The following is a 23192-nucleotide window of genomic DNA, read 5'->3' as shown; positions in this document are numbered from 1 at the left end:
TCTTATAGCAAATAAATAATTTTGATTAAATTAAGACGAATTCTTATTTTTACAAAAGAACGAACCTAAATTTTATTTTTAGATTAACTCATTCTACCCAATTATAAATGGGTAACAGCACTAAAAAAATGCAACACTACTTTGTCCTATTTCTTTTATTGTTACTAGCACAACATACTTCATTGGCACAGCAGAATTGTTTGAATGACCCTTCTTGTCAGCATACCAAATCAATGCTTTGGGAAGCTCAACGTCAGTGGGGAAATCAATACCAAGGAATTAATACAAATAAACGTTGTGATAGTCTTGATATCTTACATTATACGGTTATTTTGGATATGAGCGATCATGTAGGGGAGCAGATAACAGGAAGTTGTACTATACGTTTCAAATCTAAAAAAAGACAAGTAAGTGCTTTGCCACTAGATTTATTGCAATATCAAGTAGATTCTGTGGTTATGAATCGCCAGCAATTGGAATTTGATTACAACGATACTTTGCTGAATGTTCGTTTCAAAGAAGCTTTAAATCAAGGCGCAGAGAATGCTGTAACGGTTTATTACAAGGGACATCCACAAAAAGACAGACGTTGGGGAGGCTTTTACTACAAAGATGAGTATGCATACAACTTGGGAGTAGGGTTTGCTTCTGACCCGCACAACTACGGTCGTGTATGGCATCCTTGCTTTGATAATTTTAGAGAACGAGCGACCTATACATTTCATATTACTACTGCCCAAAATCAGCGTGCGCATTGCAATGGTTATCTACAGACTGAAAATAAATTGAATGGACTAACTACCAGAACTTGGCAACAAAAAGAGCCCATTCCTACTTATTTGGCTTGTATTGCTGTAGGAGATTATGTGACCCTTAAACAAAGTCATAAAGGGGTGAATGGTTTGATACCAATAGAATTAGCAGCCAATGCAGCAGACACAAACAATTTAAAACAATCGTTTGTTAATCTAAAGAAAGCAATAGAAACGTATGAATATTGGTATGGTCCGCATCGTTGGGCTAAAGTTGGATATTCTTTGGTGCCATTTCGTTCTGGAGCAATGGAGCATGCTAGTAATATCGCTTATCCTATCAATTCTGCTAACGGAACACTTAAAAGAGAGCACCTCATGGTGCATGAATTGGGGCATAGTTGGTGGGGGAATTTAGTAACTTGTGCTACAGCACAGGATATGTGGATTAACGAGGGAATGGCTTCTTACAGCGAAGATTTATTTTGGGAATATACCTATGGTTGGAAGCGGTATATAGAGGATGTAAAAAGCAATCATTATAATGTTCTAAAAGTAGCACATCAACAAGAAAATGGCTATCGTCCAATATCGGGGGTGCCACATGAATATACTTATGGAATTCATGTATATGACAAAGGGGCTTCTGTGGTGCACAACATGCGTTGGTATATGGGAGATGAAGCTTTTCGAAAGGGATTGCAATATATTACCAAAAATTATGCTTTCCAAAACTTGACAACAGCTGAGTTTAGAGATGCACTAACGACATCAACCGATGTGGATATGAATCCATTTTTTGATGATTGGGTGTTTAGAGGGGGCTTCCCTCACTTTGAAGTAGAAGGCTTTACAACAACTAAAAAGGGGCAAGGTTTTGATGTAGAAGTTGCTATTTTGCAAAAATTGGTGGGGCGTAAAGTTTATTTTAAAAAAGTACCTTTGCAAGTAACGTTCTTAGATGACCATTGGAATAAATTTCAAACAGTCGTACACGTTTCAGATAGTTTAGACAGAGTAACGATAAATGTTCCTTTTCTGCCAACATCTGTCTTGCTTAATGAGGAACATCGGCTTAACCAAGCACGATATGACGAAGAGTTGATCTTTCATCAAGAAGATTCTATGCTTGCAAGCATTCAACTCAAGGACTTAGATATTGAAGACTTGGTGGTGCAAGAGCACGGTGATTCGACTTGGTTGCATTTGCAACATCATCCAGTGCCTCCATCTGTCCAAGATGTACCAAAAGGGTATACCATCTCTAGAAACCATTATTGGACTATTGAGGGCATTTTGTCGAATAGTTTTGATGCGACAGCTGTTGTTAAAAATCATGGAAAATGGGATGCGGATTTGACAAAAAATGGCACTGATAGTATGGTCTTATTGTACCGCCCTAACTCCAATACAGCGTGGCAAATTCATCCTAATTTTATTAAAAGCAACTTTTTTAATAAGACTATTTTTACATTTAGTATTTTGAAGGGGGATTATGCTTTTGCTAATGGTGCTGTTCCAACGCAAGTATACGAAGCACAAAAAGAAGCTAAATTTATAACATTTGATTGCTTAAAAGAAACTGCGTTTTGGCAAATTGATTTGGCGACGACGAATAAGCACAAGGCTTGTGTAGAGTTGTATGATCAGGAAGGAAAAGTCGTGTATGAAAATTGTGTGACCTTGTCTGCTAAACCCAAATCGTTTAAAATAGATACAACTTCTTTAAAGAAAGGAATTTATTTCTTGAAGGTTCGAAATACAAAAGGCAAACTCTTAAAAGCAAAGCGAGTAGTTTTGGAATAAAGGATTTTTGTTTTTGCTAACAAAACTTCATTGTTAAATAAAATAATACTCCGTTGATTACCTGCGATGCTACTTCGTGGTAGCTCTCTGCGGTCGTGAGGGGGCAAGCTTAGTTTTTTAGTTTTTCTACGAACCCGTAGGCTCACGAAGTAAAAACATAAAAAAGCATCTTGCATTAGTTTACTTCGTGAGCGCTGCGCTTTTAGTTAGCTGCGCTGCTACTTCGTGGTACAGTGTGAGGGCTTCACCGTTGATTGTCAGTTTTTTAGTGTAAGGATTGGAGGGAGTGCATCTTGCTGATAATCCAACTAATACGGTTTTTAAACGGAGTAATGATAAAAAGTATGAAAAGAGAATTTAATAAATTTTTAAAAACCTTATCAGAGAAGGAATTAATAAAAGAGTTACAAGCACTTTATTCCAAGTTTGAACCTGTTAGGCAATATTATCAACTCGAATTGAGTCAAGATACAACCGTTGTGGTGCGTGAATATAGACAAAAAATAAAAAAAGAATATTTTCCAAATAGAGGATATGGTGCCGCAAGAAGTGGGGTGTCTCGAAAGATTATTTTGGATTTTAAAAAAATCTCTGTGCATGCCAAAGATGTGGTAGAGTTGTGGTTGTACCGAACAGAAATGATGTTAGAATTTTCAATAGCTTATGGAGATATGGAAGAAGCTTTTTATAACTCTCTAACGAGTGGTTTTGAACAGGCTTGTAAGCTCATCCAGTCTGAATGTTTGCACCAAGAATTCAAGACGTATTGTCAAGAATTAATTGCAAAATCTTATAATTTGGGGTGGGGAGTATCTTTTGATTTGGACTATTATTTTGAAAATTGTTTTGGAGAGCGTCCTTGATGGCATCAAAAACGTTGCCTGTTAGGGAATAAATTAAAAAAATCAAACTTAAAAAATTAAATATGCAACAACTAATTTATAAGCTATTAATTATAAGCTGTTTTGCTTTATTGACTAGCTGTGGAGCAACCCAAAAATTAAGCAAAGAAAAAATGGAAGCTCGTATTGCTGCTTTGGAAGACGAAAATGCTGCTTTGAAAAAAGATATGGAGGTGATGAAGTCGCAAGTGCGTGTATTAATCAATAGTTTGCCCAAGCCTGGGCAAGATGCCCGCCCTGGGGGAGGAGGTGCACGACCACAAAATTGGAATGGAGGAAGCACTAGTCAAGTCGACCCCAATGCAACTACGATGGAATTTGAAAAAACTATTCATGACTTTGGAACGTTAAAGGATGGCGCTTCTGTTTCTTATACCTTCAAATTTAAAAACACAGGGAACAAACCTTTGTTGATTAGCAATGCTAAAGGAAGTTGTGGATGTACCGTACCTAAATGGCCAAGAGAAGCAATTGCCCCTGGAGCTAGTGGTGAAATTCAAGTTACCTTCAACTCAAAAGGAAAAAAAGGCAAACAACATAAATCGGTTACATTGACAGCAAATACAGATCCTGCGAATACGCGTTTGTATATAAAAGCGGATGTAGGGACATAAAAGTGTATTATGGCAAAACGACATTATTTCTCAAAACGAGATAGAGGAAATCCAGCACCGAAAGATGAAAATGAAGCATTTCACGATTTGGGGTTCAGTAGTTATGCAGTCAAAAATCGGAAGCGATTTGTTAATAAAGATGGCAGTTTTAATGTGATTCGAAATGCTTCTTTTCTCAAAGATTTTCATATCTATCAATTTTTGGTATCTATGAGCTGGACAAGTTTTGCTTGTACTACGTTGTTGTTTTATTTTGTTATCAACTGTCTGTTTGCGGGTTTGTATTTGTTGAATGGAGTAGATTATTTATCAGGAGCAGAAGGAGACCACTTAACGCCTTTTTGGACAGCATTTTTTTTTAGTGTCCAAACGCTTACCACAGTAGGCTATGGAAGTGTTAGTCCTATAGGATTTGGGGCTAACTTGATTGCTGCAATGGGAGCGTTGACAGGCTTAATGTCTTTTGCATTGGGAACAGGTCTTTTGTTTGCTCGTTTCTCTAAACCAACGGCTAGTATTATATTCAGCGAAAACGCTATTATTGGGGGGTATGAAGAGGGCAAAGGTTTGATGTTTCGCTTGGCAAATCGTCGTAGAAATATGCTGACGAATTTACAAATAGAGGTTATTGCAGCTTGGTTGAGTCGGGACAGGAATGGCAAGATTAATAGGAGGTATCGCCCTTTGGATTTGGAGCGTTCTGAGCTGAGTATGTTGCCTTTAAGTTGGACGGTTGTTCATCCCATAACAGAAGATAGCCCTTTGGCAGAATGCATTAAGCATGGCGTAGAGAATGTAGATTTAGAGATTATAGTCGTTTTGGAGGGGTATGATGATACTTTTGCTAGCACCATTCGCACGCATACATCTTATAAGTACAATGAGCTAATTTGGAATGCTAAATTTGATCCTGCTTTTTATTTTAATGAGGAAGGGGATACGGTTTTGGAAGTGGATAAGTTGAATTCCTTCACTAATAACTAATTTTTAGGTTTAGATCGACCCCCTAACAATATAATAAAAGGCCAGTGAATGAGCTCGATAAGCGGTTTTGAAAAGGTTATTAAGACAGTAAAGATAATACCCAAAACATGAAAAAATAGCGAAGGAGCTTTAGGAAGGGGTGTTTGTAGACAAATCAATTCTGGAACTTGCTTGAAAAAATTAGGTACAGAATGCCCTCGGTAATGATTGATGTATTGTTTGAAAATATGTTCTTGTTGATAGGCAGGAATTTCCATAGGATGCTGACGATAAGCAATATTAGTAGCTTCCGACCATCGCTTTTTGTCTTTCCAAAAGGCTTTGTACAAGCCTTCTAAATACCATCCAATATAATAGCGCATAAATCTCCTATTATACCCCCAGTCAAAACCTCTATTGGCTTTCCCCATACTAGACAACTCATAGTATTGTTGAACATGATAAGCTTCGTGTACTAGAATCGCTAAACGTTGATTGACAGACATGGTTTCTATGTCTCGAATGTAAATGTGTACTTTTTTTCGATCGTAAGTACTAGGTAGTGCTGTACCAATGGCAAAGGTATGGTGCATAAACCAAGGCATTTGACAGTAGCAATTGACTAAGGACCAGTCAATTTTAGGATACATTTGTTCTAAAAGTCGACGGTCTTTTGGCATTAATTCAAAAGAAGAAGGAACAATAAAATGATATAACCGTTGTCCTATATTCATGTATTAGGCAGTTGCAAATATGGCTTTAAAAGCCGTTTCTAATTTTTGTTGAGAGTGGGTCTGATATCCTAAAAGATAAACCTCGTTTTCAAGGTGCAGTTTCAGGTGTCCCGAACCCTTTACCCGATTAGAGATAAAATCTGAGTGGTTCTTTCGAACTTGCTGTATTAGAACCTTTATTTGAGTAAATTGTTCAATATTGAGTAATTTTTGAGCAGCTTTGCCACCGCAATAAACTCCACTAGAACTTTGGATAGGAATTACTGGCTTATATTGGATAAACTCTTTTGTAATATAATAAATATTACCAGAACCATCGGCATAAGAATAGATAAGATTGGGTGGTGGTACTGGTGCATTGGGGAGTAAAGCATCTAAGTTCATTTTGAGACATGTTAAAAAGGTGTGATAAAATTAAGAGCGATATTGGGCAATAAAACTATATTTTTACCATCTTTTGATAGATACTAAGATTTGCTTTTGTACTTTTGCTTGTAATGGGATGTTATTATTAATAGTACTTAGCTGCGCTGTTACTTCGTAGTTTCCACAAAATAATGATTAATAGTAGTTCGTTGATTACCTACGGTGCTACTTCGTGGTAGTTCGCTACGCTCATGAGGGCGCAAGCTTAGTTTTTTACTTTTTTACCAAAAAGATAAAAAAGCACATTTATATTAGTTTAGCTTCGCTGCTACTTCGTGGTACTTCGTGAGTGCTGCGCAGTTGATAATCAAAATTTTAACACAAAACGCAATAAAAGTGCAACTTGCTGATTATCAAACTGATAAAGTTTAGCTGCGCTGCTACTGCGTGGTTTCAACGAACTATTGGATTAAGATAGCATTAAAAAATAAGTCTACGTTTTGTCGGTAAACTTTTTTTGTCCAATTACTTATGAGTTCTAAAAATACAAAGTTGTATGCCAAATAAAGAAGAAATTACCAATTGGTTTCAAGGATTACAGGATAGCATTTGCCAAGGGTTAGAAACCTTAGATGGCAAGGGGCAATTTAAGCAAGATTTATGGGAACGCCCAGAAGGTGGTGGCGGAAGGACGCGTGTCTTGTCTGAAGGTGCTGTTATTGAAAAAGGAGGTGTTAATTTTTCGGCAGTAGAAGGTAATATGCCTGCCCAGTTGTTGAAAGTATTAAAAGTAGATGCCAATACTTCTGAGCCGATTACATTTTATGCAACAGGGGTATCAATCGTCTTACATCCTCGTTCTCCTCGTACTCCTATTATTCACATGAATGTGCGTTACTTTGAAATGAGTGATGGAACATGGTGGTTTGGAGGCGGTATTGATTTGACGCCACATTATGTCGATGAAAAATTAGCTGGAGCTTTTCATCAGCAATTAAAAACCGTTTGTGATGCGCATGACGCTAGTTATTATCCTGCTTTTAAGCAATGGGCAGACGACTATTTCTTTATCAAGCATCGAGAGGAGACGCGTGGTATTGGAGGAATCTTTTTTGATCGCCTCAAAGCTACGGATGAGCATACGAAAGCTGATCGTTGGGCATTTGTACAGGCTGTCGGAGCAGCCTTTGTAGATTTATATAGCCATCAAGTGCAGGCAACTAGAAATTTATCTTATGGTCAAAATGAATTAGATTGGCAACGATTGCGTAGAGGTCGTTACGTTGAGTTTAACTTGGTTTGGGATCGAGGAACCAAATTTGGTCTAGAAACAAATGGACGCACGGAATCTATTTTGATGAGCTTGCCTCCTCAAGCAGATTGGGCATACAGTTATGAACCTACTCCTAATTCCCCAGAAGCACAGACGTTAAATTTGCTTAAAAAAGATATAAACTGGGTTGATAAATTACTTGAAACGGCGCATTAAGACAATTGATGTTCAATTGTTTTGAGTAAGCGGGGATATAGCGAACTGAGCACAGCGAGTTCACGACCAAAGGGAGTAACAAAGCGGCCTCATAAAACACCAAGCAGCAGCAGCGCAGCTAACTAAAAGCGCAGTGCTCACGAAGTAATCTATGCAGTATTACTAATAATAAGTATATGATCTAGTGATAACTTCCCCTACATCATTTCCTGTATAGTGAATGCGCTGTATCCAATTGCCGATAGAGTCGTATTCGTAATGATAAGCATACGTTCGTTTTCTACCCTCGTAGGTGACCATTTTTTCCCGAATAATATCACCATGTTCATTGACTTTAAAGGTAGAATGCGTTGGTGTTTCGTGGCATTTTTCTAAAATATTATTATAATGGTAACTAAATTCTTCTTGGATGTGCCCATTATCATCATAAACCTTTTGAATTTTGCAAGGGACATGCGTTGGATGTTTTTGTTGGCTGTAAACGATTTCTGTTGTATTTCCAGCAGTGTTGGTTTCTAAATCAATATGAAAATTAATAGAGCTATCAATAAGTATAGAAGTGATGGATTTCTGGATGCCGTTGGGAGCTAATTTATAGAGCCAGTAAGCTTGGGGTTGTTCGTGCTTGCTGTAGAGTTCTCTTACTTCATCAATCCAAACAGAATCACCTTTATAGCTGTATTTCATCCACAAAATATCGTTGGGACCCATGTAAATAGCTGATTTGTTAATCAGCCCTTTGGGGGTAAAGCGAATGAAACTTTTTTTGCCATTTTGTTTTAATTGTAAATCTCTAAAAGTAGGGTATTTGACTTCGTCAATTTGTTGTATTTGTCCTTTTAAGTTCATGCGGTGCCAATCATTGAATTGTTTTGATTCTTTGGAACAACTCAAAAAAGAATGACCCAATACAATAAAAAGTAAGATAAACCAAACGTTAATTCTCATTATGTGCTTGTTCTAATTTATAGTACTTCGTGCAAAAAACGGCGAAGTATTCATTTAAAAAATACATGATCTTTGGGAATTCAATCCTATGATTAACAGTGAAGTGGTTTAAAATTAAGTAATCATCAACTATACAATCAATTTTTACGTTACTTTGCTTTGCGTTGGATTTTAGTAGCAGCGCAGCTAACTATTGTTAAACAACTTCAATACAAAATTAAGGAATCTTGACTTTGGATGCGTAAATTAGAGGCGCTTTTTTGAGTCTAAAAGCAAAACCAAAAATTACGAATGTTCTTGCAAATTTGGACATATACCAAGTTGATGTCCCCCTTCGTTTTTAGTTGAAAGTATAACAACCTATTTTATATGACTTATAAAGGAATTGAACCACTTTTGTTATCGTGTATAAGCATTGTATCTCTATTTTTATGAAAATACATAATTACCTCTTTATCGTGTTGTTGTTATTAAGTACAGGAGAATCCTTACTTGCTTGTAACACAAGTGAACACCACTCTGTTTCCAATCACTATAACCATGCTCAAAAAATATTTGAAGGAAAAATACTAAAGGTTGGGAAATTAAAACAACGCAACTTTTCTTTTGTCTATAAAGAGACAGGGATTCGGAGTATTTTTATAAAAGTAGAAGTGACTAAAAATCTAAAAAATACAACCGTCAAAGAACAGTTGATTATTGGCGTAATGCCTGGACTGTATCGTGACTTTGAGCTTGGAGAGACTTATCTAATTTACGCTAACGCAAAGAAGGGGTATGATTTTTTGATATGTGAAAATGGCTTCTCCTTAAAGAATAAAGAAGCAATGCATTTACACGCATTTTTGTGGACAATTCCAGTTGAACACACTGGATATTTGGTCGAGTACGATACTGCGGGAAGAAAATGGGCAGAAGGAAAGCTAGAAAATGGTTTGCCTGTAGGAGAGTGGAAGTACTATGCTAAAAGTGGGGAATTGCAAATAAAAGGAAGTTATCAGCACGGCGAGGAAACAGGACAATGGATTTATTATTACCATACTATTGACGATACTTATGCTATTTTGAGCCAGATAGTTTCAGGAGCTTATTATCAAAAAACAGGTACTTATCAACTGTTGAGGTTGGATAGTAATCAAACAGGAATGCATAAAAATAAATTGACCTATACTGTTGGAGAGGATACATTGACAGAGTCATTTTATTATAAGCATCGAATTATTGCTAAACAAGTCTGGTATCAGAATGGTTGGCGCAATGGCATTGAGCAACGCTTTGACGAACAGGGGAGATGTATTAGTTATTATCAATTTAAGGACGATGCTCTAGAAGGCGAATACTGGGAAACCCAAGTAATTAGAGGAGCTGAAAACGTACATTTGAGAGTCGAGGGCTATTATCGGAAAGACAAAAAATACCACGAACGGCATTTGTATTATGAAAATGATGTTTTATCCAAAACTAAAGAAATTTTAAGAGATGGAAAGGTCTTGCCATAGATACAAACGCCTCCAAAAGCTGAGCGCTCTTGGAGGCAACATGTCATTTGAAAGGATTGAAAAAGTATAGTACTAATTTGACTTCAACGCTTGTTTTAAATGTTCTTGCATATAAGCTCTTACTGTTAGAAACCTAGCGGTATCCAAATCCTGGTTTCCAATTAAATAATTCATACAAGCTTTAAATTTACCCATATCCCCCCATGGCATAGGATGTTCTAAAAGAGGCGGAATATTAGGCGTTTCATCTTTGCTTCTAAATTGAGGATTGGCTTCTTTTTGTGTGGTTAGCAATTCTTTGACCACCTTATTCTCCAAAATGCCACATTTATCTAAGGTTTCATACGCCTCATCCTTTAGTAAAGTACTAACATCATCAACAGTAGTATTGTAAATGTCTCCAACAATATTTTGAGCCGCTTCTGTTCTTGATTTGCCTAGTGTACCTCTCATTCTTTTCCAAAGATTATTCGCCAGCATACGAGTTTTTTGACAGAAGCCCATGAGCCCATTAATCGCTCCGATAGCACTAGCAACAGCCTGTGTGACACCAATAGGAATCAAGGTCAATACCCAAGACAAGTAGTTGAGTACCTTAGCACAAAAATCAATAATCTTATTAAAGAAAAGACGGATCATTTTTTTTGCAGCACGGCTATAGTTGTGAATTCTTGTTAGCAATGTTTCCTTCTGTTGTTGAAACTTTAATAATGTTTGCTGGCTTCCATTTCCTTCCGAAAGGAGGCGTTGTTCATGTAAAACAGAATTGCTAACAGGGTTCAATTTTATTTCAAGGTCATTGATGATTTTTTTATACCTTTTTCTAGCATCCCAAGCGTCTCGAATTTCTTGAACTAAGGTAATAAATCCGTTGACCAAAGGAACCTTTTTGTACCAAGGAGCATCCCCAGATTTGATGGCTTCATAAGCTTCGTAGGTATCTTTTCCCATATCCACTGCTTGAGCAAGGACGCCTGATGCTGTGCAAAAATTAGAAAGGCTACTGTTCAAACTGCCCCAATCTACCATATCTTTAAAGTCTCCCAAGTAGTTATTTTCAGCTTTGAGCATTTTGGCTGCATTTTTTAGACCAGCTAAGTCTTTTGCCAAAGCTGTTGAACCAGCAAAAAAGTCAAATTTATCATAGTAATCTAAAGCATATTTTGTTTTAGACCATCTTTCCTTTCCAATAACGTTTATCCAAGAATTGAGTAATTTTTGGCATTCTACATGAATTCCTGATTCCAAAATATTAATACCATAAGTAACTTGAAACAACTCTACTAGCGCATCGGTTTGCTTTTCTATTTCAGTAATTAAGGCATCATTTTTTAATTTCTTTTTGGCACTTTTAATATTTAAAATCAAGCGATCCACGGTTTTTTTCATACGCCCATCGTTGATAAAATACTTGTACCAAGCATCTTCGTATTTCTTGCGAAAATCAGGGGAGGAGCCTACTGTTATCATTGCCGTTGGAAAATCCAATAAAAACTTGTTGAGATGCAAATGATTCATAAACTCAATCTTATTAGGCTTGAACGCCTCCATCGTCTCTGCTTTCTCTTTTTTAGCCCCTGTTGTATCGGGCGAAGTCATAATTGAATCAGGAACCAAGGCTGTTTGAGGCATCGTGATGTCATTCCAACTAATTGGGCTAAGCGTATCCAAGGCTTCTTGCTCTAAGGGATAATCTTCGTATTGTTTAGACTTCAACAATGACTTTAAATTATCAAGATCAAAAGCAATATTTTTGATGGCTTGTACGACCGCCTTTTGAGTGCCTTTATCCTTATCTTTAGTGCTTAGGTTATCTACATTGTCAAATAACATTTTAGGACTAACACAAGTTTTTCCATATTCCAAGCTTTGGGTGTAGGTTATGGTACGTTCTTGGGCAGCAGTTAAGTATTTTTCCAAAAGCTTTTCGGAAGCCAACAAAGCGTCAAGCTCATTAGCTGTCACCTGTCCTTTGACATAAGCAGTATACTCCAATTCACTTTGCAATCCTCCTTTGAATAAATCTACCAACGTATCATTGATAGATGCAATTAAATGATTTCTGTAACCAACCAACCACTCTTTTTGACGCTGTATACGAACAATTCTTTTTTGTTTTTCCTCCTCCAGACGTTTCTTTAGGAGCAATTCAAGTTCTTTAGTATCAATTGTGTTTTCTTGAACATTGTCATCCAATTCATCGGTTGGTTCATCTTCAGGAAGATCGTCAATAACCTCAACTGTCTCGATAACTTTTTCTTTAGGTTCAGGCTTGGTAGTATACCCTAGTTGCTTTATTCTTTTAACTAGAAGTTTGCGGTATATCTTTAAAAGGTTAGCATCTTCGATTCCTGTCAGTGCCTTGAATTGTTCTAGCAACTCTGTCATGGTATGCTTAAAAGCAATAATAGAGAGCGTTGAATCGATAGCGGTAAAGGCTTTTCTGCGTTCAAGCAAAGCCATATTGTAAGCCATTTTTAACTCATCTAGTCTACGGTTTAGTTTAGTAGAGACTTTTTTAGGAGCATAGCATTCTCGTCGGATTGTTTCATAATGTGTTTGAAAACGATCTCTATAATCCTTATCAGGGGTTTCGAAATTGCCCTTATAAGGGTCTAAAATATGCTTGTTAAAAATAGTATGTGTTTGGCAACTTAGAATTATTTTTTCAAGTTCAGTTTTCCAAAGCAAATCTTGTTCATTAAGTTTTTTGGAAGCCTTGATTTTTTTTGCCTTTTTATTTTTGTATTTATTACTATTATTGTTGATGTTAGAACTTCTACTTTTACGAGGCATGATAGTTATATTTGTAATAAGATGATGGATTGACTTTTCACCAATAAGCATCTTAGGTTTTTTGAAAAATAATGAATAGAAAGAGAGGAGGTAGGGCAGTGCTAGACTTCAAAACTTTGTAAGTGTTGATCCAACTCTTCTTCAAGTAAGGGGACAGAAGAAGAGGTTAAGAAGTAAAAATCTAAATCTTCCAAATCCTCATAAGAAGCTTTTTCTAATGCTTGGTCAATGGCATCAATGACCTTCTGAACAAGCTGAACCGCTTTTTGAGCATAACTCTCAAAATCTTTGACCAAGTCAGTTTTGTTTTGTTCTTTCATCGTATCAATTACCTTTTGGCGACTGGTATCAATTGGCTTCATTTGGACGACTCCATCTTCTGCTTCGCCAAGAGCATTAACAATAGCATCTATAAAAAAGCTTAATTGTTCGTAAATTAATTTTGCTGCTTGGTTAGAACTAGAATCTTCTAGCATTTTTCGCATTTTTTCTTGCGCTACATATGTTGGCATAACTGTGTTTTTTTATAGTAATTTAAAAGAGAGCATTAGGATAGGATACAACTAAAAGATTGAAACGGAAGCACTGTTTTGCGCCAAATTATTAGTTAAGTTTTCAACTTTACTAAAGATCGTTTGTCGCAGCTTTAAATCCTCGGTAGCAAGGAAATCGACTTCCAATTGTGCCAATTCTTTGGCAATTGTTTCAATAGTTTTTATTCTTGCTGTCATCGTCTCTTTGAGTTTAACAATGCCGCTTCGAATGACCGTCATTTGTTGAGAAATTTCAACAGGATTACCTATTTTTAGAATTTTAGAAGCTTCTAACATCCCCTTAGCCTGTGCCTCTACAGTTTGTTGAAATTGTTTGACGGTTGCTTTCATTTCAACCATATCGTTGGCTAAAATATCATTGAAACTCTCTGTTGTTTGTGTTTGTTGGGAAAAGGCAAACCACAAGTCATCCAGTTCTAATTGAAATTTTTCTGTAATAGTAGAAGGGCTTTCCAACAACGATTGCATTTCGTCAAATTGGTCGTTATCTTTTTGAAGCAAAATCTGAAGTTGTTTTCGGATACGCTTAAAACGATTCATCAAATCAACATTCTCTTTGAGAATTGTTTTAAAACTAGGTTGCACCCGAATTTCTTGGCAAACAGCCATAAGTTGAAGTAGTTCGGACAAAGAGTCGTCCTTTGATGTTTTAAGGTTATTTTCTAAATCCGTTAAGCGACGATCTAATATTTCTTTGGAAGAGTTAGCGTCTGTATCCGTATTAGTTTCGGATTGCTTTTTGACAAGGTTATATTTTAACAACCATTCTTTAAACGTACTTTTTAAGTTGTCATTTTCAGGTTGTTTTGCCAAGACCTGTTTGAATTTTGCCAAAACTTTGCCCCATGCCATTAGATTATCAGAAGTAGGAGTTAGTTTGTAGTCATTTTCTGCATTTTCTAAGCGCTGAATAAGTTGCTCTAGAATACTCAATTTAGGACTACTAGACGTTGGTGTTTCTATCTGAGTTGTCTCTTCCGAAGTTGATTCCTCTGGTTTGATTCCTGTTGCCATTTCAAACTTTAAATTGGTAGGTTTTCCTACCTTGTTAAGCCATTTGATAACAGGAGCCATTTTCATTTTGCACGCAGGCAATATTTCTATGCCCAAGATAAGCGTATTGTTTTCCTTTTTGCCTTCATAGACAAATCGACAAGTTGCAATTTCTTTGGTTCCTTTTTTTACAAATTTGTCAATATTTTTTAGAGCACTTTTAAACAGACCTGCTTTGCTTTCGGAAAGTAATAGACAGACATCATTGGCTATTGTGTCGCTCATCGTTGTTGCTCCCAAAACAATTACAGCAGTAACACTTGTTCCTACGGCTTCGGTCTCATTTTCTCTCAATGCATTGGATAAAACTTTTAAATTATTTTTTAAGTTGGTTTGAAATATTCCTCCTTTTTGGTCGGTAGCTAATTTTTTACTTCCCGAACTAAGAGGAACAATTTGGACAGGTTTTATTTTGGTGATAATAGGTATGCCTGTGATCATGATTATTGTGTTTTTTAGATACTTTATGAACATTGAATTTGCTAGTAAGTCGACAAAAAAATGGTACCTCCCTATTGCGGTTAAAAATTTTTTTAAAAAACACTTTTATCCTTGTCAACTCATCACAAAAAAACGCCACTTTATCCCAAGTGGTTTTATATGAGATTTTTACCTGAATTGTAATTTTACCTTTGAGTCATAATTATCAATTTAAAAAACAATTATTATGATGAAAAAAACGGCTCAGAATTCCATTTGTATGTTATGTTTATGGATGGCTTGGTGCAGCTTTTATAGTTGCCAAAAAGAAACATTCGTGACAGGAAAAAAACAAGATTCTTTTACCCTTCAATCCACTTATACCGAAACTCAATACGACCTAAAAATCGCTTATCCAAAGACCTATGATGCCACTAAAAAGTACCATACGATTTACTTATTAGATGGCGACGATTATTTTGACGAAGCGAGTGCTGTTATCTCAAATCAACAACGAGAAGATGTTATTTTGATAGGCATTGGGTATGTAGGTAACACCCAAAGAGGAAGAGATTATTCTTTTCCCAAAGACAACGATTTCCCCAATGCATCTGGAGGTGCAAAAGAATTTATTCAATTTATCAATAACCAACTAATTCCTAAAGTTGAAACGGAAATGGGAGTCAAAAGTAAGGCACGTACTATTTATGGTCATTCTTTAGGCGGCTACTTTGCCTTGTATATTTTATTTCAACAAGAACATCCTAATCCTTTTGACAACAGCATAGCTATTAGCCCCAATCTTATGTGGAAAGATGCTTATTTGTTTGATCTAGAGCAACAATATTATAACCAACGAGATAGCTTAGACAAGCGAATATATATGACTGTTGGTGATTTGGAAGGAGCGTCTATCAACTTATTTTTTAATGCTTTTAAGAACAAATTACTAACAAGAAATTACACAGGTTTAAGCCTTGATTACGAACGGTTGAGCCACGTATCGCACCGCAATAGTCCAATTATAAGTTTCAAAAATGCACTTTCAATCATCCTATAAAATAAATCTTATGAAAATCTATTCTTTTTTATGGTTAATGCTCTTTTCTTTTTCGTCAATATGGGCACAGGAGCCAGAGAAAAAAACACCGAAATCATCGCACCAATTATGGAAAGTTGAACTCCTACACACCTACGATGTGCTCAATATGAGTTATGGATTTAACTATGGTTTTATCGCCAAAGGCAAGTTCAATTTTTATAACAGGAAGCATTTGAATCTATATTGTGGCATGGCACATCAGTATAGTTATATATCGGAGTCCGACAACCTCTTTTCGGACAAGGTAGATGGATATACCAAAGATATTGGTTTGTATACGGTGCTAGACATTGTTTTCTATCCTTTTAAAAAGAAAACGTTGTATCTATCTTTAGAACCTTTTGTTGGATTAACACACCTGCGCTCTAAAGGCACTTTAAAAATGCCGCACTATGGCATCGTAGAAACGTATAAAAATGATTACGTTTATTTTAATTATGGATTTACGCAGGGGATAGGGTATACACTAGGGCAATTTACCATACAAGCGTCTGTTTGGTTGTCTCTAAAAGGATTTTTGGACGAAGGAAGGAGTCGCCCTGCCGACTTTGATTCAAGATTTTTAATTGGTTTAGGAGCTAGTTATTCCTTTTAACGTATTGCCTGACTAATAACTTATGTCCTTCGTTACTTCGCTTGGTCACAGACCTTGATGGAATAGCGAAGGCATTATTGATATGATTGGGTTGAGAAGTTTTTGGATTCTAGGCATTAGAACCAAATGCTTCTTTAAATGTTTGAAACTTATTTCTAGAAACAGGGACTTCATGTGTTGTGCCCTCAAAATGAATGCGATAATTTCGAGCATTTCCTGACGTACTGCTAATATTTTTGACATTAACAATGTAAGAACGATGTGTTTTGGAAATAAAAGGATAAGCTTTGAGTGCTTCTTCTAGTTTCTGAAGGGTGAGCCGATAGGCTTTATATTCTATTTTGTCTGCATTTTTTATGAATACATCGATATAGTTGCCTTCTGTTTTGGCAAATAAAAACGAATCAAGATTAAGTTGTAGGATTTCATTTTTATTATGCGTAGGAATTTCAATTAGGTCTGGCGTAGTATTTTGAATTGCTTTAACCTTGGTTTCCAACTCCTTGTTATAGAAAGATATTTGTTTTAGATTTTCTCTTAGTAGCAAGGTGTAGTTGATCCAAATAATTAAAATAGTGGGAGTCGTACCAATGATTATCACATAAAAAGAAGCATTTAGAAAGCTGGATAGAATATCAACGGTATTTTGCGTTTGGCTAATAATAAAGGATAAGAAATTATTAGATATTGCGATGACGAATAAGAGGAATAAAATTAGTAAACTTTCTTTTCCTACAGTCCAGTTTTCTTTTAATTCAGGTTTGAAAAATAAACGAGGTATCATTTCTGTTACTAAAATGATACTGCCAAATGTTACCAGTCCTGCAAAAACACAAGCCCATGTTTTGCTCAAAACATAGTTTTCTATAATATGATTTTCTGTTAGAGTTGTTGTATTAACAATATAGACCAATAAGCCTAAGACAATAGCAATAATTGTGTTTCTTTTGGTAGAAAATAAATAGGGATAAGGTTTATTGGAAAGCTGAATTAAGTAGGTCAAAACAGTAAGTATCGTACATTAGAAATAGGCTATTAATTGGCGACAAAATAGGTAAATAAATGCGTTTATTGGCATCTAGCAAAAGCAAAATATAAAAGATAGAATAGATCTCACGAATTTTCATTAAATTAGAAGCAAGCCCCTTTTGTCATTTTATGGTAGTTCACGAATACATAGTTACAGCACAGTTGACTATTGAAGTAACGACCTATTAATTTTAAATGAATTGTTATGCTAATATTGTTGGGATTTTTGATTGCGATTACTTTGTCAATAAGTGCACAAGCACAGAGTACCTCTATTTTTTTTCAGAATAATACAGAGCTGGAATTTGGCGTAACAGCTGTACAATCAGGAACGCATACGATGGATGCCAACGAATGGTCTCTAAAAGCAACAGATGTGGAGGCTTGGGAGATGCGCAAAGAACTCTTAGAAACGAATCGAAATAACGGAATACACAATGGAGAAACCTTTTATTTTGATGTTTATGTATGGCATGGTACCGACACGCTACAATTACAACTAAAACTAGAAGGAAATTTTATAGGTAGTGATATGGAGCATTCATTGAAAGGTTCTAATTTTAACCATCCGTGGTACGATGATGGAGGTTTTTATGAAGAAAGTCTGATGTTTGGAAATTTGCCTGTAACCGTTAAATACAAACCAGATGGAACCGATGCTTTTTTTAATAGAGATATTGTATTTGCCATCCAAGACAACCGCCCCAAATATACAATTGATTCTGCCGATTTTTCGAATCCCAATGTAATCAATGTTTTGTCGTACAATATCAAATTTTTGCCACCTCCTATTGGTACGTTTGATGCTGCTGAGCGTGCCGATGTGATTCCTAGATATATCAGTCCATATCAAGATGTCGTTATTTTTCAAGAGGCGTTTGAAGATGCAGCCCGAAACAACAACTTAGTCCCTGCCATGCAAGCAGCAGGATTCTCGTATCAAACAGATATTCTCAACGATGGGCAAATAATTGAGAACGGTGGAGTGATTATCTTTAGCCGTTGGCCAATTGAGTTGGAGGATGAATATGATTATCGTTCTTGTGATAACAATTCAGGCGACTGCTTTGCTGCGAAAGGGATTTTATATGCTAAAATTAATAAACTAGGAAAGAAGTACCATGTTTTTGGAACGCATATGGAAGCGGGAGGGAACCCTAATGATATTGCAATAAAAAAAGAGCAATTTGGAGAGCAACGTGATTTTATTGCTGCGCAAAATATTCCTGTCGATGAGGCGGTAATATTGGGGGGAGATATGAATACAGATGCGTCATCTGTTCAATATCCAGATTTGATAGATTCTTTAAATCCTATTATTGGGTTGCACAAAGGCTTTCATGCCTCTACAGATGTGACACGAGATTCAGGCAATATTATTGACCACGTATGGGGCGATCGAAAGCATTTGGTACCAATTGATTGTTACACTAAGGTTTGGGTTTATCGAGCGATTGACGATGATTTGTGGGATATTTTTGATCCTTCGGATCATTTGCCTGTCAATGGTCGTTTTGAATACCCTGATGTAGATACACCTGTTGTTGCAACGATTGAAATTTGCGGAAGTGGTTCTTTGCAATTAACTGCTCCTATGGTACATCCTGATTTGTTGTATCAATGGTTTTTGGATAGTATGCCATTGACAGGAGCAACGAATGCTAGTTATAATAATTCATTAGCAACAGCAAACGATACAGGACGCTATTCTTGTCGAATTAGAACGCAGTTCACAGTAGAGGATACATCGGCATTAGGGCACCCCAATTGGCCCGATACCGCTGTACAATATTTTGATTTTGAGATAGCTCATGTCGTGCATATTCCTATTGATATGAATCCTATTATTACACAAGAATCAGATACCTTGTTTTCATCAGCATCAACAGGAAATCAATGGTACGATGCCAACGGATTAATTGCTGGTGCCACAGATTCTTTTTATGTTTTGACACAATTAGGAAATTACTACACGGTCGTCAACCAAGGCAATTGTACGTCTAATCCTTCTAATAGCATTACGTATACCAATCTAAGTTTAATAAAGGAGATGGATGTATTCAAAATTTATCCAAACCCTGCTTACGAACAGGTTATAATTGAAGTGCTGCCTCAAACAGAAAAGCTTGAAATTATAGATCCAATGGGACGAATTCAGCAGATTGAACTCAATCAAAATACAATATCAAGGATTAGTTTAAAAGGTTGGTCTCAAGGAATTTATTGGGTGAAATTAACCCACCCGAACAAAGTATATGTCAAATCCTTTAGCATCAATTAGGATGTTCAATGATAGTGAATTCTTTATTATTGGATGAGCCATGGATAAATAAAAAAACTCTAAATACTTCTTTGGTAAAGAACAGAAAGAAGTATTTAGAGTAGAATATGCGTTGATGGTAAAGCTTTGAGTGGTCTAATCTAGTTTTAGAACATCTAAAAATGCTTTTTGAGGAACTTGAACATTTCCTACTTCGCGCATTCTTTTCTTACCTTTTTTCTGTTTTTCTAATAATTTACGTTTACGAGAAATATCACCACCATAACATTTTGCTGTAACATCTTTACGAAGTGCCGAGATATTTTCACGAGCAACAATTTTAGCACCAATTGCTGCTTGGATAGCAATTTTAAACTGTTGTTTGGGAAGAATATCTTTTAGCTTGGCACACATCCTTTTACCAAAAGCAACGGCCTTGGTACGGTGAATCAAACTAGAGAAAGCATCCACACTTTCTCCATTCAACAACACATCTAGTTTGACCAAGTCCGATTGACGATAATCCAATGGAGTATAGTCAAAAGAAGCATAACCACGAGAAATAGTTTTCAAGCGATCATAAAAGTCAAAAACAATTTCAGCTAAAGGCAATTCAAATGTCAACTCTAGTCGACTAGGCGTAAGGTACTGTTGGTTTTTGAGAATACCTCGTTTGTCCATACAAAGCTTGATGATTCCTCCAATGTACTCTGGTTTAGAGATAATTTGAGCACGAATATAAGGCTCTTCTACATAATCCAAAATCGTAACATCTGGTAAATCATTTGGCGTATTGATGGTTAGTTTTTCGCCTTTTTTGGTATAAGCAAAATAGCTAACGTTAGGAACTGTAGTTAAGACATTTTGATCGTATTCACGTTCCAAACGTTCTTGAATAATTTCTAGATGCAACATACCCAAGAAACCACAACGGAATCCAAAACCTAAAGCAATAGAGGTTTCTGGTTGAAAGATAAGAGAAGCATCATTCAATTGCAATTTCTCCAAAGCATCTCGCAAATCTTCAAAATCATCGTTGTCAATAGGGAATAAACCCGCAAAAACCATTGGTTTGACATCTTCAAAACCTTGGATAGCTTCTTCACAAGGACGCTCTTGCAAGGTGATGGTATCCCCAACTTTTACTTCCTTAGAATCTTTGGTTCCTGTGATTACATAGCCTACATTTCCTGCTTCGATAGATTCTTGAGGAACTTGATCCATTTTTAAAATACCAATTTCATTGGCAAAGAAATCGCTTTCTGTATTAAAGAAACGAATGGCATCGTTTTTCTTTAATCGACCATTAAAGACACGATAGTAGGCAATAACACCACGATACTTATCAAACATAGAGTCAAAAATCATGGCTTGTAAAGGCGCTTCTGGATCTCCTTCTGGAGGAGGAATGCGTTCCACGATGGCTCTAAAAATGTTATCTAAGCCCAAACCAGTTTTTCCACTAGCGAGAATAATATCTTCGATCTCACAACCCAACAAATCTACAACTTCCTCTGACATTTCATCAACCATAGCAGATGGCATATCCACTTTGTTCAAGACAGGAATAATTTCCAAATCATTCTCTAAAGCGAGGTATAAGTTAGAAATGGTTTGCGCTTGAACACCTTGAGCGGCATCTACCAAAAGCAGGGCACCTTCACAGGCGGCAATAGAACGAGAAACTTCGTAAGAAAAATCTACGTGACCAGGAGTGTCAATCAAGTTGAAGATGTATTCTTCGCCATCTTGAACATAGTTGAGTTGAATGGCGTGGGATTTAATGGTAATACCACGCTCACGCTCCAAGTCCATACTATCCAAGGCTTGGTCTTGCATTTTGCGTTCCGAAATGGTTTGTGTCATTTCCAGCATACGGTCTGCTAGAGTCGACTTTCCGTGGTCAATATGTGCGATAATGCAAAAGTTTCTTATATTTTTCATGTACTTCTTATAAGTTTCTGTATTGTTGTTATTAATTCCAATCAAAATCAATCTTCTAGAATTAATTAATAGTCTGCGAAAATAAGGCTTTATTCTTGGTATTGCAAACGTTTAGACCAGCACTTAGTCTTGAACTTGCAATTTACCACTAAATATTGTTTGTCCTTTGTGTATAAATCTAAAAAAATAAATGCCCTGATTTAAGTTTTTTCGATTGATTGTTAGTGAATTATCTTTTATTTGATGTTGTTTTATAACAACCCTGCCTTGTACATCTATTAATTCAAAATCATAGGCAATGCTCGATGGGTTTTCAAATTCAAATGTGGTTTGTGTCTTAAAAGGATTTGGATAGACTTTGACCGAAGATGTATTGGGAATGGTGCTAATAGGAACGGTGTAGGCATAATTATCAATAATGTTTTGTAATTGATAAAATATTTGAGCATTGATGTGGGCATGTGAATAGTTGTGTGAGAACGAGAATACGCCAAAGGAATAGTAAGCATTGAGATTGTCAGTATAAAAAAGAGAACTACCACTCTGACCTGGAACACCCCATCCGTCTCTAACTCCTAAGTAAGCTGAATAAGAAGAAGGGAAGGTGTCAATATAACCATAGTTGTAATAAAGACTATCACCATTATATACCTTTGATGTATCAAATGGGTCTCTTATTGAAGGATAACTAAGTTTGTGAAATACTTTATTATCAAAATAGCTAGCATCAGAACTATAAGCAATGCCAACCCATCCAATATCCAAGCCAATGGGTTCTCGGAGTTGCAGTAGAGCTGTTTCGTGTTGAATAGAACCGTTGTAATTTTCTTGGAAAAGATAAATCTTTTTAACCCAACTAGATGGCAAACTGCTTTGTAACTGGCCATTATTATAGGCAGGAGCAATTAAAAAACTATCGGTATGCCATGTTGGAGCGCTACCAATGCCACTGACGCAGTGTGCTGCGGTCAAGACCAAATCAGGACCAACCATAATGCCTGAACAGCCTGTTCCCGAAAAAGTGTCGGCATTGTAAAAATGGAGTGCTACTGCCGTCCGAATTGGATAGTCTAGTAGATTGTGAAAATTTTCTGCTAGTTCAGGTTTACTAAAGTTGCTGTTTGGAAATAAATTGCTATTAGGAGGAATGGTGCTTAGAGGTGTTGGGTTTCCTAGGGTTCCCATCGAAAAACTCGTGTGATTAAATGTCTGAGTACTGTCGTAAGCAACAGGATCAATTTTGGTGATACTTTGGTTTAAGATGTCATAAACAATAATCGTATCTTGAGCTTGTGCAGAATAAAACAAGCTAAGAAGCAAGATAAAAATAAAGCGATGTTTCATTATTGGATCAAATTGTTTTTTA

18 protein-coding genes are annotated in these 23192 nt (G+C 36.3%); 9 read left to right on the top strand and 9 right to left on the bottom strand.

Going from position 1 to position 23192, the window contains the following annotated elements; translation table 11 throughout:
* Positions 1-128 precede the first annotated feature (128 nt).
* The 4 genes from QP953_RS23450 to QP953_RS23435 all read left to right on the top strand — a co-directional run bounded on the left by QP953_RS23450 (position 129) and on the right by QP953_RS23435 (position 5058).
* On the top strand, positions 129-2558 hold the full coding sequence (locus tag QP953_RS23450) for a M1 family aminopeptidase (RefSeq protein WP_309553141.1): 2430 nt from the start codon (positions 129-131) through the stop codon (positions 2556-2558).
* A gap of 344 nt (positions 2559-2902) precedes the next feature.
* On the top strand, positions 2903-3421 hold the full coding sequence (locus QP953_RS23445; protein WP_309553140.1) for a DUF6155 family protein: 519 nt from the start codon (positions 2903-2905) through the stop codon (positions 3419-3421).
* A 62-nt stretch (positions 3422-3483) separates the two neighbouring features.
* Positions 3484-4074: a DUF1573 domain-containing protein gene (locus QP953_RS23440; protein ID WP_052595086.1), complete on the top strand. Its 591-nt coding sequence runs from the start codon at positions 3484-3486 to the stop codon at positions 4072-4074.
* A 9-nt stretch (positions 4075-4083) separates the two neighbouring features.
* On the top strand, positions 4084-5058 hold the full coding sequence (locus QP953_RS23435; RefSeq protein ID WP_052595088.1) for an ion channel: 975 nt from the start codon (positions 4084-4086) through the stop codon (positions 5056-5058).
* Here the strand turns inward: QP953_RS23435 and QP953_RS23430 are convergent.
* Complete coding sequence (locus QP953_RS23430; protein WP_309553139.1) at positions 5055-5771, bottom strand: hypothetical protein; 717 nt, start codon at positions 5769-5771, stop codon at positions 5055-5057. The two genes, QP953_RS23435 and QP953_RS23430, sit on opposite strands and share 4 nt — an antisense overlap.
* 3 nt (positions 5772-5774) lie before the next feature.
* Positions 5775-6155 carry a hypothetical protein gene (locus QP953_RS23425; protein WP_309553138.1) on the bottom strand — a complete coding sequence of 127 codons (381 nt, stop codon included), beginning with the start codon at positions 6153-6155 and terminating at the stop codon, positions 5775-5777.
* Positions 6156-6693: 538 nt separating this feature from the next.
* On the opposite strand from QP953_RS23425, the gene hemF reads away from it, so the two are divergent.
* Complete coding sequence (hemF, locus tag QP953_RS23420; protein WP_052595093.1) at positions 6694-7626, top strand: oxygen-dependent coproporphyrinogen oxidase; 933 nt, start codon at positions 6694-6696, stop codon at positions 7624-7626.
* Between the two features lie 162 nt (positions 7627-7788).
* On the opposite strand, the gene QP953_RS23415 is transcribed toward hemF, so the two are convergent.
* Entirely contained in the window at positions 7789-8574 is a 786-nt protein-coding gene (locus QP953_RS23415; protein ID WP_052595095.1) for a hypothetical protein, read from the bottom strand.
* Between the two features lie 431 nt (positions 8575-9005).
* Here QP953_RS23415 and QP953_RS23410 point away from each other — a divergent pair, with 431 nt between their 5' ends.
* Positions 9006-10073, top strand: a complete 1068-nt coding sequence (locus tag QP953_RS23410; RefSeq protein WP_309553137.1) for a hypothetical protein — start codon at positions 9006-9008, stop codon at positions 10071-10073.
* Between the two features lie 72 nt (positions 10074-10145).
* On the opposite strand, the gene QP953_RS23405 is transcribed toward QP953_RS23410, so the two are convergent.
* From QP953_RS23405 to QP953_RS23395, 3 genes are all read right to left on the bottom strand, one after another.
* Positions 10146-12869: a hypothetical protein gene (locus QP953_RS23405; RefSeq protein WP_309553136.1), complete on the bottom strand. Its 2724-nt coding sequence runs from the start codon at positions 12867-12869 to the stop codon at positions 10146-10148.
* A gap of 101 nt (positions 12870-12970) precedes the next feature.
* Positions 12971-13381 (bottom strand): hypothetical protein, encoded by a 411-nt coding sequence (locus QP953_RS23400; protein WP_309553135.1) that lies wholly within the window; start codon positions 13379-13381, stop codon positions 12971-12973.
* Between the two features lie 51 nt (positions 13382-13432).
* The gene (locus QP953_RS23395) at positions 13433-14917 is read right to left on the bottom strand and encodes a hypothetical protein (RefSeq protein WP_309553134.1); all 1485 of its coding nucleotides are present in this window, start codon (positions 14915-14917) and stop codon (positions 13433-13435) included.
* Positions 14918-15143: 226 nt separating this feature from the next.
* On the opposite strand from QP953_RS23395, the gene QP953_RS23390 reads away from it, so the two are divergent.
* Positions 15144-15956, top strand: coding sequence for an alpha/beta hydrolase-fold protein (locus tag QP953_RS23390; protein ID WP_309553133.1), 813 nt, complete (start codon positions 15144-15146; stop codon positions 15954-15956).
* Positions 15957-15966: 10 nt separating this feature from the next.
* A complete protein-coding gene (locus tag QP953_RS23385; protein ID WP_309553132.1) occupies positions 15967-16593 on the top strand; it encodes a hypothetical protein in 627 nt (208 codons plus the stop codon).
* Positions 16594-16702: 109 nt separating this feature from the next.
* On the opposite strand, the gene QP953_RS23380 is transcribed toward QP953_RS23385, so the two are convergent.
* Positions 16703-17596: a LytTR family DNA-binding domain-containing protein gene (locus QP953_RS23380; RefSeq protein ID WP_309553131.1), complete on the bottom strand. Its 894-nt coding sequence runs from the start codon at positions 17594-17596 to the stop codon at positions 16703-16705.
* A 231-nt stretch (positions 17597-17827) separates the two neighbouring features.
* Between QP953_RS23380 and QP953_RS23375 the strand changes: the two genes are divergently transcribed.
* Positions 17828-19903 (top strand): endonuclease/exonuclease/phosphatase family protein, encoded by a 2076-nt coding sequence (locus QP953_RS23375; protein WP_309553130.1) that lies wholly within the window; start codon positions 17828-17830, stop codon positions 19901-19903.
* Positions 19904-20038: 135 nt separating this feature from the next.
* On the opposite strand, the gene lepA is transcribed toward QP953_RS23375, so the two are convergent.
* Positions 20039-21826, bottom strand: a complete 1788-nt coding sequence (gene lepA, locus QP953_RS23370) for a translation elongation factor 4 (RefSeq protein ID WP_052595113.1) — start codon at positions 21824-21826, stop codon at positions 20039-20041.
* 123 nt (positions 21827-21949) lie between these two features.
* Positions 21950-23170: a T9SS type A sorting domain-containing protein gene (locus QP953_RS23365; RefSeq protein WP_309553129.1), complete on the bottom strand. Its 1221-nt coding sequence runs from the start codon at positions 23168-23170 to the stop codon at positions 21950-21952.
* Between the last annotated feature and the right edge of the window lie 22 nt (positions 23171-23192).

Source organism: Aureispira sp. CCB-E (genome assembly GCF_031326345.1).
Taxonomy (GTDB): Bacteria; Bacteroidota; Bacteroidia; order Chitinophagales; family Saprospiraceae; genus Aureispira.
Note: the sequence above shows the minus strand (reverse complement) of the source record. Positions and strands in the feature narration are given on the sequence as shown.